This window comes from Actinomadura fibrosa, from assembly GCF_900659615.1.
Taxonomy (GTDB): Bacteria; Actinomycetota; Actinomycetes; order Streptosporangiales; family Streptosporangiaceae; genus Spirillospora; species Spirillospora fibrosa.
Genome location: NZ_CAACUY010000040.1, coordinates 43170 through 58192 on the forward strand (window position 1 = coordinate 43170; position 15023 = coordinate 58192).

12 protein-coding genes are annotated in these 15023 nt (G+C 71.3%); 5 read left to right on the forward strand and 7 right to left on the reverse strand.

The window, feature by feature from the left end; all coding sequences use genetic code 11:
* Position 1 precedes the first annotated feature (1 nt).
* The 7 genes from ehuC to pip all read right to left on the reverse strand — a co-directional run bounded on the left by ehuC (position 2) and on the right by pip (position 6541).
* Positions 2 to 715: an ectoine/hydroxyectoine ABC transporter permease subunit EhuC gene (ehuC, locus tag E1300_RS16690; RefSeq protein WP_131757924.1), complete on the reverse strand. Its 714-nt coding sequence runs from the start codon at positions 713 to 715 to the stop codon at positions 2 to 4.
* A 3-nt stretch (positions 716 to 718) separates the two neighbouring features.
* Complete coding sequence (ehuB, locus tag E1300_RS16695) at positions 719 to 1612, reverse strand: ectoine/hydroxyectoine ABC transporter substrate-binding protein EhuB (protein ID WP_131757925.1); 894 nt, start codon at positions 1610 to 1612, stop codon at positions 719 to 721.
* Positions 1613 to 1716: 104 nt separating this feature from the next.
* On the reverse strand, positions 1717 to 2625 hold the full coding sequence (thpD, locus tag E1300_RS16700) for an ectoine hydroxylase (RefSeq protein WP_131757926.1): 909 nt from the start codon (positions 2623 to 2625) through the stop codon (positions 1717 to 1719).
* Complete coding sequence (locus E1300_RS16705) at positions 2625 to 3020, reverse strand: ectoine synthase (RefSeq protein ID WP_131757927.1); 396 nt, start codon at positions 3018 to 3020, stop codon at positions 2625 to 2627. The genes thpD and E1300_RS16705 overlap by 1 nt, the downstream gene beginning before the upstream one ends.
* A 58-nt stretch (positions 3021 to 3078) precedes the next feature.
* Positions 3079 to 4341: a diaminobutyrate--2-oxoglutarate transaminase gene (gene ectB, locus E1300_RS16710; protein WP_131757928.1), complete on the reverse strand. Its 1263-nt coding sequence runs from the start codon at positions 4339 to 4341 to the stop codon at positions 3079 to 3081.
* 62 nt (positions 4342 to 4403) lie between these two features.
* Positions 4404 to 4952: a diaminobutyrate acetyltransferase gene (gene ectA, locus E1300_RS16715; protein ID WP_131757929.1), complete on the reverse strand. Its 549-nt coding sequence runs from the start codon at positions 4950 to 4952 to the stop codon at positions 4404 to 4406.
* Positions 4953 to 5569: 617 nt separating this feature from the next.
* The gene (pip, locus tag E1300_RS16720; protein ID WP_131757930.1) at positions 5570 to 6541 is read right to left on the reverse strand and encodes a prolyl aminopeptidase; all 972 of its coding nucleotides are present in this window, start codon (positions 6539 to 6541) and stop codon (positions 5570 to 5572) included.
* 363 nt (positions 6542 to 6904) lie between these two features.
* Here pip and E1300_RS16725 point away from each other — a divergent pair, with 363 nt between their 5' ends.
* The 5 genes from E1300_RS16725 (at position 6905) to E1300_RS16745 (ending at position 14877) form a co-directional block, all read left to right on the forward strand.
* Positions 6905 to 8599 carry a coiled-coil domain-containing protein gene (locus tag E1300_RS16725; RefSeq protein WP_131757931.1) on the forward strand — a complete coding sequence of 565 codons (1695 nt, stop codon included), beginning with the start codon at positions 6905 to 6907 and terminating at the stop codon, positions 8597 to 8599.
* A 1814-nt stretch (positions 8600 to 10413) separates the two neighbouring features.
* A complete protein-coding gene (gene pyrG / locus E1300_RS16730; protein WP_131757932.1) occupies positions 10414 to 12108 on the forward strand; it encodes a CTP synthase in 1695 nt (564 codons plus the stop codon).
* Complete coding sequence (locus E1300_RS16735) at positions 12105 to 12743, forward strand: NUDIX domain-containing protein (RefSeq protein ID WP_242619189.1); 639 nt, start codon at positions 12105 to 12107, stop codon at positions 12741 to 12743. The genes pyrG and E1300_RS16735 overlap by 4 nt, the downstream gene beginning before the upstream one ends.
* Before the next feature lie 207 nt (positions 12744 to 12950).
* Positions 12951 to 13865: a site-specific tyrosine recombinase XerD gene (locus E1300_RS16740; RefSeq protein ID WP_242619190.1), complete on the forward strand. Its 915-nt coding sequence runs from the start codon at positions 12951 to 12953 to the stop codon at positions 13863 to 13865.
* Between the two features lie 190 nt (positions 13866 to 14055).
* On the forward strand, positions 14056 to 14877 hold the full coding sequence (locus E1300_RS16745; RefSeq protein WP_207399782.1) for a ParA family protein: 822 nt from the start codon (positions 14056 to 14058) through the stop codon (positions 14875 to 14877).
* Positions 14878 to 15023: the final 146 nt, after the last annotated feature.

Genomic DNA, 15023 nt, shown 5'->3' on the forward strand with positions numbered 1-15023 from the left:
GTCACCTCACCTCCGCGCCGGGGGCGCCCGCCGCGATCGTGGACAGCGACGCCTCACGGGACGGCGCGCGCCCGAGCATCCGGTCCACGCGCCGCTCGGCCAGCCGCACCGCGAGCTGGAGCACCTGCGCGATCACGAAGTAGATCACGAGGATCGCGACGTAGGTCCACAGCGTCTCGCCGGTGGACGCCTGGATCTGCTTGGCGCGGAACATCAGGTCGCTGATGGTGATCAGCGACACGACGGCGCTGCCCTTCATCAGCTCGATGAGCAGGTTCCCGAACGGCGGCAGCATCAGCGCCACCGCCTGCGGCAGCAGCACCCGGCGCATCCGCTGGAGCGGCGTGAAGTTCAGCGCGACGGTCGCCTCGTACTGCGCCCTCGGGACGGCGTTGACCGACCCGCGCACCACCTCGGCGCCGTAGGCGCCCACGTTGAGGCCGAGGGCGAGCACCGCGGCGAACATCGGCGTGAACCGCAGCCCGATCAGCGGCAGCGAGTAGAAGAACCAGTACATCAGCACCAGCGTCGCCGTCCCGCGGAAGAACTCCACGTAGACGCGGTTCAGCGCGCGGACCGCGCGCAGGCGGGAGGTGCCGACCAGCCCGAAGACCAGGGCCAGCACCAGCGCCAGCGCGCTCCCGTACAGGGTCAGCTGCACGGTGACCCAGGCGCCCTTCAGCAGCAGCTGGTAGCTGTCGAGGACATCGGACACGGATCACGCCTGGCAGAACTTGGCGGCGGTGTCGCCGGCGGCCGGGATCTCGGCCTGGGTGAACCCGAACGGCTGGATGATCGGCAGCAGCCGGTTCGCCTTCTTCAGCTCGGCGAGCTTGCCGTTGAAGGCGCTGAGCAGGTCCGCGTCGGCCTTGCGGAACGCGAACGCGCCCGCGCCGAGCTGCTCCTTGCCGTCGACGACGGGGGTGAACGCCTCGGTGACCTCGTACGGCTCGCCCTGGTGCTTGGACATGATGTCGGCCAGCGAGATGCGGGTCAGCCAGATGCAGTCGATCCGTCCGGCCTTCAGCCCCTCGAAGGCGCTCGGCTGGTCGGCGAACGTCTTGATGTTGCCCTTCTTCACGCCGAGCTTCTCGGCGTAGCCGCCCTCGACGGCACCGGTGAGCACACCGACCTTGACGCCCTTCTTGCCGGGGTCCTCGGCGGTCTTCAGGCCCTTCGGGTTGCCCTTGGGCACCATGAACGCGCTCTTCGCCACGTACTCGGGGTCGGAGAACGCGACCGAGCCGCAGCGCTCGGGCGTGACGAACATCCCGGCCGCGATGACGTCGAACCGCTTGGCGTTGAGCCCGCCGATCAGGCCGCCGAAGTCGACCTGCACCCCCTCGACCTTGTCGATCCCGAGCTCCTTGAACACGACGCGGGCCAGCTCGGGCGCCTCGCCGGTCAGCTTGCCCGACTTGTCGGTGAAGCCGTACGGGGCCTCGTTGGCGAAGCCGACGCGGATCCTGCCGTCGCTCTTGGCCTTGTCGAGGGTGCCGCCGCCCGCCTTCTCCTTGTCCGGATCCGTCGTGGAGCAGCCCGCGGCGGCCAGGGGGACCGCCGCCGACAGCAGGACGGCGCCGCGGAGGAAATCGCGTCGAGAGGAAGTCATCGTCGAGCTCCTGGATGGTGTGCCGCCGCGCCCGCGGGGGGCGCTGAGCCCCCCGCGGGCGCGGGGCCGGGTGGGTCGGGATATCGAGTTGGACGGGCGGCGGCTCAGCCGCCGACGGGGGTGAAGTCGCGGGCCCCGATGAACGAGGGCCGCGGCGCCGGCGCCGAGAACGGCTCGACGCACGTGTTCTCCACGCTGTTGAACACGATGAACACGTTAGAGCGCGGGAACGGGGTGATGTTGCCGTTCGAGCCGTGCATGCAGTTGCAGTCGAACATGGTCGCCGACCCCGCGGGCCCGGTGAACAGCTCGATCCCGTGCTTGTCGGCGAGGATCGAGAGGCTGTTCGGGTCGGGCGTGCCGATCTCCTGGCCGCGCAGGGACTCCTTGTAGTGGTCGGCGGGCGTCTCCCCGACACAGGCCACGAACGTCTTGTGCGAGCCAGGCATGATCATTAGGCCGCCATTGTGCACGAAGTTCTCGGTGAGCGCGATGGATATGCTCACCGCGCGCATCCGGGGCATGCCGTCCTCCGCGTGCCAGGTCTCGAAGTCCGAGTGCCAGTAGAAGTCCTTGCCGGTGAAGCCTGGCTTGTAGTTGACCCGGCTCTGGTGGACGTAAACCTCGGAGCCGAGAATCTGCCGGGCCCGGCCGACCACGCGGGGATCGCGGACGAGCGCGGCGAACACCTCGCTGATCCGGTGGACCTCGAAGATGGACCGGATCTCGTCCGAACCGCGCTCGGTCACCGTGCGCTCGTCCGCCAGGATCTCCGGGTCGGAGGCCAGCCGGCGCAGCTCGGCGCGGTAGTCCTCGACCTCCTCCGGCGCGAGCAGCCGGTCGACCGACAGGTAGCCGTTCGCCTCGTAGCCGTCCAGCGTCGCGGCGTCGATCGGGCCGTCCTCCGGGCCGCCGTACACGACCGGGTCCTGCCGGTACAGCAGCGCCGCCTCGGCGGCCTTGCGGGTGGGGTAGGCGTCGTCGATGGTCGGATGCGACTCGATGATGCTCATCAGGCGTCCTCCTCGGTGAGCAGCGGATAGACCCCGTTCTCGTCGTGGACCTCCCGGCCCGTGCACGGGGGGTTGAAGACGCAGACGGTCCGCACGTCCGTGTGCGCCCGGAGGGTGTGGTGCTCGTGGCCGTCCAGCAGGTACATCACGCCGGGCTCGATCCGGTGCTTCTCGCCGGTCTCCTGGTTGATCAGCTCGCCCTGGCCCTCGATGCAGTAGACGGCCTCGATGTGGTTCGCGTACCACATGTGCGTCTCCGTGCCGGCGTACAGGACGGTGTCGTGCAGCGAGAACCCGACGCCCTCCTTGGCCAGCACGAAGCGGCGGCTGCACCAGGTGTCGGCCTGCACGTCGCGGTCGGTGCCGACGATCTCGTCAAGGGAACGAACGATCATGGAACTCCTCTTTCGGTGTGCCCGGCGCCGGCGCGCCGGTCGTGCCGGTCGTGCGGTCTCAGACGGCGACGGCCGTGCGCACGGCCTCGACCGAGTCGGCGACGATCTCCAGGCCGCGGGCCAGGTCCGCCTCGCTCGTGGTCAGCGGCGGCAGCAGCTTCACCACCTCGCCCTCGGGCCCGGACGTCTCCATCAGCAGCCCCCGCTGGAACGCCTCCGCGCAGACCCGCGGCGCCAGCTCGGCGTCCGTCATGACCAGCCCCCAGGCGAGGCCCCGGCCGCGGACGCAGTCGACGGCCCCGGGGTGCGCGAGAGCGATCTCGTCCAGCGCCGTCTGCACCTGCTGGCCCTTGGCGAGGGTCTGCTTCTCCAGGCCCGCGCCGGCCCAGTGGTCCTCCAGCGCCCCGACCGCCGTCACGAACGCCGGGTTGAACCCGCGGAAGGTGCCGTTGTGCTCGCCGGGCTCCCACACGTCCAGCTCGCGCCGCATCAGCGTCACCGCGAACGGCAGCCCGTACCCGCTCAGCGACTTCGACAGGCACACGATGTCCGGGGTGATCCCGGCCTCCTCGAAGCTGAAGAACGGGCCGGTGCGGCCGCAGCCCATCTGCACGTCGTCGACGATCAGCAGGATGTCGTGCCGCTTGCACAGGTCGTGCAGGCCGCGCAGCCACTCGGGGGTGGCGACGTTGATGCCGCCCTCGCCCTGGACGGTCTCCACGATGACCGCGGCGGGCTTGTCCAGGCCGCTGCCGCTGTCGTCCAGCATCGTCTCGAACAGCAGGAAGTCGGGCGTGCGGCCGTCCAGGTAGTTGTCATAGGGCATCGCGACGCCGTGGCCCAGCGGCACCCCTGCGCCCGTGCGCTTCATCGAGTTGCCGGTGACCGCGAGAGCGCCGAGCGTCATGCCGTGGAAGGCGTTCGTGAAGCTGACGACCGTCTCCCGCCCGGTGTACTTGCGCGCCAGTTTCAGCGCCGCCTCCACCGAGTGGTTGCCCGCCGGACCGGGGAACTGCACCTTGTAGTCGAGCCCGCGCGGCGCCAGCACGTACTCGTTGAAGCGTTCCAGGAAGTCGCGCTTCGCGGCGGTGTACATGTCGAGGCTGTGCACCACGTTGTCGCCGGCCAGATAGTCCAGCAGCCGGCGTTTCAGCTGCGGGTCGTTGTGCCCGTAGTTCAGCGTTCCCGCGCCGGCGAAGAAATCGAGGTAGGTTCGGCCGTTCTCATCGGTGATGTGGCTGCCACGCGCCGTGGTGAAGACGGCCGGCCAGCTCCTGCAGTAGCCGCGGACTTCCGATTCCATGCGGGCGAAAACGTCCATGTTCTGCCTCCGGCAGGTTGGAGTGGGGTGAAGGGGAACGGTCGTTGAGGGCGGTCGCGCCGTCAGTTCGCCGGCGCGAACGGGCCGATCCGGAACAGCACCTCGGGCTCGTGCCCGCCGCCGGGGAAGTGCTCGGCGCCGAACAGCGGGCTGCGGACCAGCGCGCAGCCGCGGTCGCGGGCGAAGGACTCGAACATCGCGGTGGAGGCGGCGTTCCCCGGCGTCACCGTCGCCTCCATGAAGGACTGGCCGCGGGCTCCGGCGCGGTCGGCGAGCCGGTCCAGCATGCGGCGGGCGAGGCCGCGGCCGCGGTGGGACGCGTCGACGGCGACCTGCCAGACGAAGAGCGTGTCCGGGCTCGCCGGGCGCACGTAGCCGGTGATGAAGCCGCAGAGGGCGTCGCCGTCGCGCGCCACCACGGAAGTGCCGGCGAAGTCGCGGCACCACAGCGCGTAGCTGTAGGGCGAGTTGACGTCCAGGACCCGCGAGTCACGGGCGATCCGCCAGAGCTCCGGGCCGTCCGCCGGGCCTGGCTCCTGGAGCCGCACGTCGGCGTTCGTCGCGTCGGCGGCGGGGCGTCGGTCCGGTGTTTCCAGGGATTGAGCTGCCATGTCTTGGCAACTTAGCGAACCCGGCCGAATGATCGTCCGCGATTGTTATCGGCGAGATGTTTGAACTTCGCGCGGACCGGGTAGGGCAATACGCTTGCGAAATTCGGGATTATTTCGGCCGCGTTAACGCGGGGCCGGACATCGGATTTCCCCCTCCTGTGCAGGAGGTATCACGAGCACGGCGCGACGCGCGGCGTCCGGCGGACCTCCGCGCCACTTTAGCCATTGACCGTCGCTTCGGGAGGGTTTCTGTGTATCGGTTGTGTGAGGTGAATCACTCCGATTTTTCGACAACGCCCTGGGGTTCGCGGGCGTCGCTCGCGTTGTCGAAGGTCGTCCTCTCGCGCGGCATTCCGGGACGGATGGGCGATCAGGCTACCGCCGGCGCTCCGAAAGCGCGGACCAGCTGACTTGCAAGGCAAGACTGTCCCCACCCATGGGTAAGAACTTGCTTGCTCCTGGGTGAGAAATGGCCGGTTTCCATGAGTCTCCAGACGCCGCGAAGGGCCTCGCGAGAACGCGAGGCCCCACCCTCATTACGGACCCGGCCGGGACGGCGGCGCAGTAGGCCGTAAAGCGCGAAGAGGTCCGTAACCAAGCCCCGAGGACCGGGACGCCTATCGGTCCGTCCGGGCGAAGCGGTCGGTGGCCTCGATGAGCCGGTGCAGGATCCCGGGCTCGCTGTACGCGTGCCCGGCGTCGTCCACGATGTGGAACTCCGCCTCCGGCCAGGCGCGGTGCAGATCCCACGCCGTCGCCGCGGGCGTGCACACGTCGTAGCGGCCCTGGACGATCACCGCCGGGATGTGCCGGATCCGGTCGACGTCGCGGATCAGCTGCTCGTCCTCGAAGAAGCCGCCGTTGACGAAGTAGTGGTTCTCGATGCGGGCGAACGCCACCGCGTAGTCCGGCTCGGCGAACCCCGCCGCCAGCCCGGCGTCCGGCCGCAGCGTGATCGTCGAGCCCTCCCAGGTCGCCCACGCCGTGGCCGCCGCGACCCGCACGTCCCGGTCGGGCGAGTTGAGCCGCTCGTGGAACGCGGACAGGAGGTCCTCCCGCTCGTCCTCGGGGATCGGCTCCAGGTACTTCTCCCACAGATCGGGGAACAGCAGCGACGCGCCCTCCTGGTAGAACCAGTACAGCTCGAACGGGCGCAGCATGAAGATTCCGCGCAGCACCAGCTCCGACACCCGCTCCGGATGCGTCTCCGCGTACGCCAGCGCCAGCGCGCTGCCCCAGCTCCCCCCGAAGACCAGCCACCGCTCGACGCCGAGGTGCTCGCGCAGCCGCTCCATGTCCGCCACCAGGTGCCAGGTGGTGTTGGCCTCCAGCGACACGTCCGGGTCCTTGGCGTGCGGCAGGCTCCGTCCGCAGTTGCGCTGGTCGAACAGCACGATCCGGTACGCCTCGGGATCGAACTGCGAGCGGTGCGCGGGACTGCACCCGCCGCCCGGCCCGCCGTGCAGCATGACCGCCGGCTTCCCGTCCGGGTTCCCGCAGACCTCCCAGTAGATCTGATTGCCGTCGCCGACGTCGAGCAGCCCGGAATCGTACGGCTCGATCGGCGGATACAGGGTGCGAAGCTCCATGGTGCGCGATTGTTCCACCCGGGCTCCGTTCCGCCCGGCTTCGGCGGCACCCGCCCGTTGTTTCACGCGTCTCGCGCGGGGGCAGTCCCGTCCTGTCCGCGTTTTGGCCCTCACGCGATGTGACACATGGCACCGTGGAGGGGGCGCCACGGGGCCGCCACACCACGTGATCAGGCGTCCGGCGTGCGGGAACGCGTCAGGATGATCAAGAAACTAAACCCCAAACTGGGCAAACGCTCCGCTGGTCGGCACTAGAGTGCCTTTCGTGAGCGAAGCGACGAGCCGTACGGCGAGGAGTGAAGCGAGCACCATGTCCATGGCAGCCCCGCGAACGCGGCTCCGAGCCGCCAGGCGAGGAACAAAGTGAGTGAGCTGAACGGATCGGGTGGTTCGCGCGGAGTCCCGGACGCGGGCTCCCCCTGGCCCGCGATGGGACGCGACCCCGGGCGGGGCACCGACGTGCCCGTCCCGGCCGCCCAGCAGCCGATACAGATGGCCAAGCCCGCCGGCCCGGGCGAGACCCGGACCGAGGCGCGCTCCGAGATCGAGGCGCCCGAGGCCCAGCCATGGGACATCGTCGAGCGGCTCCGCCAGATGGCCGACCTCATCGGCGACGCCCTCGCCGCCGGTGAGCGCAAGGTCAGCGAGGCGCAGACCGAGACCGCGGCCCAGGTGGCCGCGATCCAGGCGGAGAAGGAGTCGGCGCAGCGCGACGCGGCCGCCGCCTGGGGCGAGGTGCAGCGCGCCCGCGGCCAGGCCGAGCAGGCCGACCGCCGCGCCGTCGAGGCCGAACGCCGTGTCGCCGAGGCGCAGACCGAGTCCGCCGCCCAGGTGGCCGCGATCCAGGCGGAGAAGGAGTCGGCGCAGCGCGACGCCGCGGCCGCCTGGGGCGAGGTGCAGCGCGCCCGCGGTCAGGCCGAGCAGGCCGACCGCCGCGCCGTCGAGGCCGAACGGCAGGCCGCCGAGGTCCAGAACGAGGCCGTCCAGCAGATCGCCGCGCTCCAGACCGAGAAGGAGAACGCCCAGCGCGACGCGGCCGCCGCCTGGAACCAGGCCCAGCAGGGCCGCGCCCAGGCCGACCAGGCCCGCGGCCAGGCCGAGCAGGCGCGCGTCCAGGCCGACCAGGCCCGCGCGCAGGCCGAGCAGGCCCGCGCCCAGATGGAGCAGGCCCAGGCCCAGGCGGAGCAGGCCGAACGCCGCGTCGCCGAGGCCGAGGCCACCGTCCGGCAGGCCATCCAGCAGCGCGACGCCATGAGCGAGGCCCGCGACGACGCCCTCCGCGCCGTCGAGGACGCCGTCGCCGCCCGCCGCTCCGCCGAGTCCGAACGCGACCGCGTCGCCGAGCAGGCGTCCGAGCTCTCCCGCGCCCTGGAGACCGCGCACGCCGAACTCGCCGCGCTGCGCGCCAAGGTCACCGACGCCGAGATGACCGCCCAGAACCTCCAGCACGCCGTCGTCGCCGCCGGCAAGGAGGCCGACGAGTCCCGCCGCCGCGCCGAGGTCGCCGAACGCCGCGCCCAGGAGATCGACCGCCGCGCCCAGGACGCCGACCGCCGCGCTCAGGAGTCCGAACGCCGCGCCCAGGACGCCGAACGCCGCGCCGAAGCCGCCGAAGCCGAACGCCAGCAGGCCCTCGACACCGCCGCCCAGTCCCTGGAGGCCGCCAAGAAGGCCGAACGCGAACGCGACGCCAGCGCCAAGGCCCGCGAAGCCGCCGACCGCACCCGCGAAGCCGCCGTCCAAGGCCAGGCCCGCGCCGAATCCGAGCTCACCCTCGCCCGCGGCCGCGCCGACCAGGCCGGCCGCGAACGCGACAAGGCCGTCGCCGGAATGCGCCAGATGGCCGCCGAACGCGACGCCATCGCCGAGAAGCTCGCCGAACGCGACCAATGGGTCGACCAACTGGCCCAGGCCGTCACCGAACAGCGCGCCTCCATCGCCGAACTCTCCCAAGAACGCGACGCCGCCCGCCAAGCCGCCGACCAGGCCCGCTCCCTGATCGACGAACTAACTCGCCAACTCCGCACAATCATGCCCACAGGAGCACCCCGTATATAGCAAAGCCCTTGGCGTCGGCCCTAGCGGGCCTCCTTCAACGGGCTTAGCGGCGATTGCTGCATCGCTCCGGCTCGCCCAGGGGCTCGCTGCGCGATCAAGTTCTCGCAAGCTCGAACTTGGCTTCGCACGCAATCGCAACGCCCCGCCCACCACAACCTGGGCTTACAACCCTGTCGCCGGCGGACGCCCGCGCGCCCGCCAAGCCCGAAACAGCAGCCTGGCGGGCTTCCTCGCTGGGACGCGTGGCCGCCTCGCCTACGCCGCGCCCGAGCCCGCTATGTCCCCCGGCGATGAGCCCTGCTGGCCTGCCCGGCGCCCCGCTCAGCAGGCGACGCACGTTCCCGCTGAACATCGACGTGTGCCCGGACGCTCTCTGCCCCGAGCTGCAAGGCCGCCTCGTCCACGCCGCGCCCGACCATAGGGCCCCGTCGACGGGCCCTGGTGGCCTGCCCGGCGCCCGCTCGACAGGCTGCGTGGTCATGCCGCCGCATGGCGCACGTCCCCGCTGAGCCTCGACGTGGGCCCGGACGCTCTCCGCCCTTTGTTGCAAGGCCGCCTCTCCACGCCGCGCCCGACCATGGGACCCCGGCGATGGGCCTTCGTGGTCCTGCTCGGTAGATCCCGCTCAGCGGAGCTGGGTGGTCATGCCACGCGTCGCGCTCGTCCCCGCTGAGCCCGAAGAGGCAGGTTCCTCACGGGGTGCATGGCCGCCCCGTCGGCGCTGCGTGCGGCACCGCCAGACCCTCCGCGACGGGGCTGCGTGGCCTGCTCAGCGCCCTCGCTCGCGGGCTAGACGGTCATGCCGCCGCGCGGCGCACTTTCCCGCTGAGTCCCGAGGTGAGCTCCGGCGGTCTTCCGTTCCGGCGTGCATAGCCGCCTCGTCCGCGCCGCGTCCGAGCGTCACTGAAGTCACTCGCGACGGGCCTTTACGGGCCTGCTCGGCGAACCGCTTAGCGGGCCGGATGGTCATGCCACCGCGTGACGCACGTCCCCGCTGAGCCTCGCAGCGGGCTCTGACGCCCCGCCCGGGGTGCGTGGCCGCCTCGCGCGTGCCGCGTCCGAGCACCGCAGAATCACTCGCGACGGGCCGTCAAGCCTGCTCGGCGAACCTTCCAGCGGGCTGGGTAATGGTCCCGCCGCATGACACTCGCCCCGCTGAGCTCGGGAAGGCGGGCGTGGGTGGTTCTCCTCGGGTGCGTGACCGCCTCGTCCGAGCTGCGCCCGAGCGCCGCTGAGTTACTCAGGACTGGCCTTGGCGGGCCTGCCCGACGAACGGCGTAGCGGGTTGGATGATCTTGCTGCTGCGTGGCGCACGTTTCCTCTGAGTCCCGGGGTGGGCCTTGGCGGTCCTCTGCTCCTGGTTGCATGGCGCCTCGTCCACGCCGTGCTGATCATCGGGCCCTTGCGTGGGCATTGGCGGCGTTTCGGGGGCGCGTGGGCTTGGCTTGCGCGGCGGGTGGTGGGAGCTGGTGGTGGTTGTGGTGGGGGTTTGGGTGGCTTGTCCGGGGTGGGTGTTTCTCGGACGCGGGGGAGGGTGGGGCGACACGCCCTGGTGGTGTGGAGGGCCTGCGGGCGGGGGTGTTTGTGGCTGGGGTGGCGGCGGCCGGGGCGTTGCGATCGCGTGCGAAGCCAGGTTCGAGCTTGCGAGAACCTGATCGCGCAGTGAGCCGCCAGGCGAGCCGGAGCGATGCGGCGATCGCCGCTTTGGCCGTTGAAGGAAGGCCGCCAGGCCTGACGCCGAGGTCAAAGCAGTAGACTCGAGGCCCGTGGATAGTGCGGACTGTCCGCCTCGCTACGACCACGGGAGCGTCTTCTTGCCTTCGGCAGCCACTGGTAGGACCCGTCCTACCAAGCATCTCTTCGTTACCGGCGGCGTCGCCTCCAGCCTCGGCAAGGGACTGACGGCGTCCAGCCTCGGACGGCTTCTCACGCTGCGCGGCCTGCGGGTCACGATGCAGAAGCTGGATCCGTACCTCAACGTCGATCCCGGGACGATGAACCCGTTCCAGCACGGCGAGGTCTTCGTGACCGATGACGGGGCGGAGACGGATCTGGACATCGGGCACTACGAGCGGTTCCTGGACACGGAGCTGCACGGGTCGGCGAACGTCACCACGGGCCAGGTGTACTCGAACGTGATCGCCAAGGAGCGGCGCGGGGAGTACCTGGGCGACACGGTGCAGGTCATCCCGCACATCACGAACGAGATCAAGGATCGGATCCGCGGGATGGCGGACGACACCGAGGTCGACATCGTCATCACCGAGGTGGGGGGGACGGTCGGCGACATCGAGTCGCTGCCGTTCCTGGAGTCGGTGCGGCAGATCCGGCACGAGATCGGGCGGGACAACTGCTTCTTCCTGCACGTGTCGCTGCTGCCGTACATCGGACCGTCGGGGGAGCTGAAGACCAAGCCGACGCAGCATTCGGTGGCGGCGCTGCGGTCGATCGGCATCCAGCCGGACGCGATCGTGTGCCGGTCGGACCGGCCGATCACCGACGGGCTCAAGCACAAGATCAGCCTGATGTGCGACGTGGACCGCGAGGCCGTGGTGTCGGCGGTGGACGCGGCCAGCATCTACGACATCCCGAAGGTGCTGCACGCGGAGGGGCTGGACGCCTATGTCGTGCGGCGGCTCGGGCTGCCGTTCCGGGACGTGGACTGGGGGGCGTGGGACGAGCTGCTGCGCCGGGTGCACAAGCCCGCGCGCGAGGTGACGATCGCGCTGGTCGGGAAGTACATCGATCTTCCGGACGCGTACCTGTCGGTGACGGAGGCGCTGCGGCACGGCGGGTTCGGGAACGACGCGAAGGTCCACATCCGGTGGGTGAAGAGCGACGACTGCGAGACGCCGGAGGGCGCCAAGCGGGAGCTGGACGGTGTGGACGGTGTCCTCATCCCCGGCGGGTTCGGGGTGCGGGGCATCGAGGGCAAGGTCGGCGCGGTGCGGCACGCGCGGGAGAACCGGGTGCCGCTGCTCGGGATCTGCCTGGGGTTGCAGTGCATGGTGATCGAGGCCGCGCGGGATCTCGGCGGGCTCGCGGACGCGGGGAGCACCGAGTTCGACGCGGTGACCGCGCATCCGGTCGTGGCGACGATGGCCGACCAGGTGGACGTCGTCGCGGGGGAGCGGGACATGGGCGGCACCATGCGGCTCGGGCTGTACCCGGCGGATCTCGCCGAGGGGTCGGTGGTGCGCGAGCTGTACGGGGAGGCCAAGGTGTCCGAGCGGCACCGGCACCGGTACGAGGTCAGCAACGCCTACCGGGATCGGCTCGAGGAGGCGGGGCTGCGGTTCAGCGGCCTGTCGCCGGACGGGCGGCTTGTCGAGTACGTGGAGCTGCCCCGGGAGCAGCACCCGTTCTTCGTGGGGACGCAGGCGCATCCGGAGTTCCGGTCGCGGCCGACGCGCCCGCATCCGCTGTTCACGGGCCTGGTGTCGGCGGCGCTGGAGTACGCCGCGGACCGCGAGGGCGGTCAGGACGCGGCGCGGGTGAACGCTCAGTGAGCGGGCTCGGGCCGGACGACGTCCGCGACCGGTCCGCGGCGTGGGAGGTGGCCGAGCGGTCGGTCGCCTTCGAGGGGCCGATCTTCACGGTGCGCCGGGACCGGGTGGAGATGCCGAACGGCGACGGCACCGAGCTCGTCGGGCGGGACGTCATCGAGCACGTCGGGTCCGTGGGGATCATCGCGCTGGACGACCGGGACCGGGTCCTGCTGCTGCGGCAGTACCGGCATCCGGTCGGGCGCCTGCTGTGGGAGGCTCCCGCCGGGCTCCGCGACGTGGCGGGGGAGCCGCTGCACCGGCTGGCCGCGCGGGAACTGCTGGAGGAGAGCGGGTACCGCGCCGGGCGCTGGGACACCCTGCTCGACGTGTTCTCCTCGCCGGGCATGTCGGACGAGCGGGTCCGGATCTTCCTCGCGCGGGACCTCACCGAGGTGCCGGCCGACGAGATCGACTTCGAGCGGGTGCACGAGGAGGCGGACATGCCCGTCGTGTGGGTCCCGCTGGACGAGGCGGTCCGCAAGGTCCTCGCGGGCGACGTCCACAACATGATCGCCTCGATCGGGGTCCTGGCGGTGCAGGCGGCGCGGGCGAACGGCTACCGGGATCTCCGTCCGGTGGACGCTCCGGAGGGCTGACCGGGCGTTTCCCGTCAGCGCGGGCGACATGCGGGCGGCGCGGCCGGGTCGGGGGCTCGCGGCGCGGCCGGGAGGGGGCATGATGGGCACGTCCACAGGCCCGATCGCCGAGAACGAGGTGCCGCACTGTCCCCGAGCACGACCGGCCGGAGCGCCGCGCGACCCGCCGTCGACGATGCCGGGACGGGCTCGGCGCTCGATGCCGCCGTGCGCACCTATCTCGGGCACCTCGCCGTGGAGCGGGGGCTCGCCGCCAACACCCTCAGCTCCTACCGCCGTGACCTGCGCCGGTACGCGCAGGTGCAGGGAGGGCGGGGCCGTACGGCGATCGGCGAGGTCACCGAGGACGATGTCCGCGCGTTCCTGGTGGGGCTGCGCGAGGGCGACGAGGAGCATCCGCCGCTGTCGGCGGGGTCGGCGGCGCGCGCGCTCGTCGCGGTGCGGGGCCTGCACCGGTTCGCGTTGCGTGAGGGCCTCGCGGAGGGTGATGCCGCTCACGAGGTGAAGCCGCCCACGCCGCCGCGCCGGCTGCCCAAGGCGATCTCCCTGGACGAGGTGGAGCGGCTCCTGGCGGCGGCGTCCGGGCCGGCGGACGGGGATGCGGGGGTGGCCCGGGGGCTGCGCGACCGGGCGCTGCTGGAGCTGCTGTACGGGTCCGGGGCGCGGATCTCCGAGGCCGTGGGGCTGGACGCCGACGACCTCGACCTGCGGGAGGGTTTCGCCAGGGTCGCCGGGAAGGGGGGCAAGGCCCGGATCGTCCCGATCGGTGACTACGCCCGCCAGGCCGTGGACGCCTACCTCGTGCGGGCGCGGCCCGAGCTCGCCAAGGCGGGACGGGGCGGCCCCGCGTTGTTCCTCAACGCCCGGGGCGGTCGGCTGTCGCGGCAGGGCGCCTGGATGGTGCTGCGCGCCGCGGCCGACCGGGCCGGGCTGTCGGACGTCTCCCCGCACACGCTGCGCCACTCGTTCGCGACCCATCTGCTCGACGGGGGCGCCGACGTGCGGGTCGTCCAGGAGTTGCTGGGACACGCCTCGGTGACGACCACGCAGGTCTACACTCTGGTGACCGTCCAGTTGCTGCGCGAGGTCTACGCCACCTCGCACCCCCGCGCGCGGAGCTGACAAATCCCGACTATCGGCGCGCGTCGGCTTGAGACCAGGGAGTCAGGGGCTTAGAGTCCCCGTTCTGGACGGCATTTCCGGGCCACCGCGGAGGGATCTGGTGACCAGCACAAAGGGTGCGGAGGGGGTCCTCTCCTCCGCCACCATAGAGACCGATCCGAGTCGGGCCCTCGGCCCGACTCAGCGACCCGTGCCCGTCTTTCCGGAACCGGAGCCCCTGGCCGAGCACGGGCCCGCGCGGATCGTGGCGATCTGCAACCAGAAGGGCGGCGTCGGCAAGACCACGACGACGATCAACCTGGGGGCCGCGCTCGCCGAGTACGGGCGCCGCATCCTGCTCGTCGACTTCGACCCGCAGGGCGCCCTCTCGGTCGGCCTCGGCAAGGGCGACCCGCGCCAGCTCGACGTGACGATCCACAACCTGCTGCTCGAAAAGGACACCGAGTGGGAGGACGTCGTCATCGAGACCGGCGTCGACGGGATGGACCTGCTGCCCAGCAACATCGACCTGTCGGGCGCCGAAGTGCAGCTCGTCCACGAGGTCGGCCGCGAGTACATCCTCCAGCAGGCGCTGAAGTCCGCCGTCCCGCACTACGACTTCATCCTCATCGACTGCCAGCCGTCGCTCGGCCTGCTGACCGTGAACGCGCTGGCCGCGAGCGAGGGCGTGCTGATCCCGCTGGAGTGCGAGTACTTCGCGATGCGCGGTGTCGCGCTGCTGATGGAGACGATCGACAAGGTCCAGGGGCGCATCAACCCCGACCTGGTGATCGACGGCGTGCTCGGCACCATGTACGACTCGCGCACCCTGCACACCCGCGAGGTCCTCGGGCGCATCGTCGAGGCGTTCGGCGAGAAGGTGTTCCACACCGTCATCAACCGCACGGTACGGTTTCCGGACGCGACCGTCGCGGGGGAGCCGATCACCTACTTCGACCCCAACTCGATGGGCGCGAACGCATACCGGGGTCTGGCGCGGGAGGTGCTCGTCAGGTGGGCCAACGTCGGGTAAGGCTGCCCGGTGTCGATGAGATCTTCCGTCCCACCGCTCCGCCGCCCGACCCGGCGCCCGAGGCGCCGCCCGCTCCCGAGTCCCCGCCGCGTCCCGCCGCCGCCCGGCGGGTGAGGCCCGTCCCGGCGCCCGCCGCCCCGGCGCAG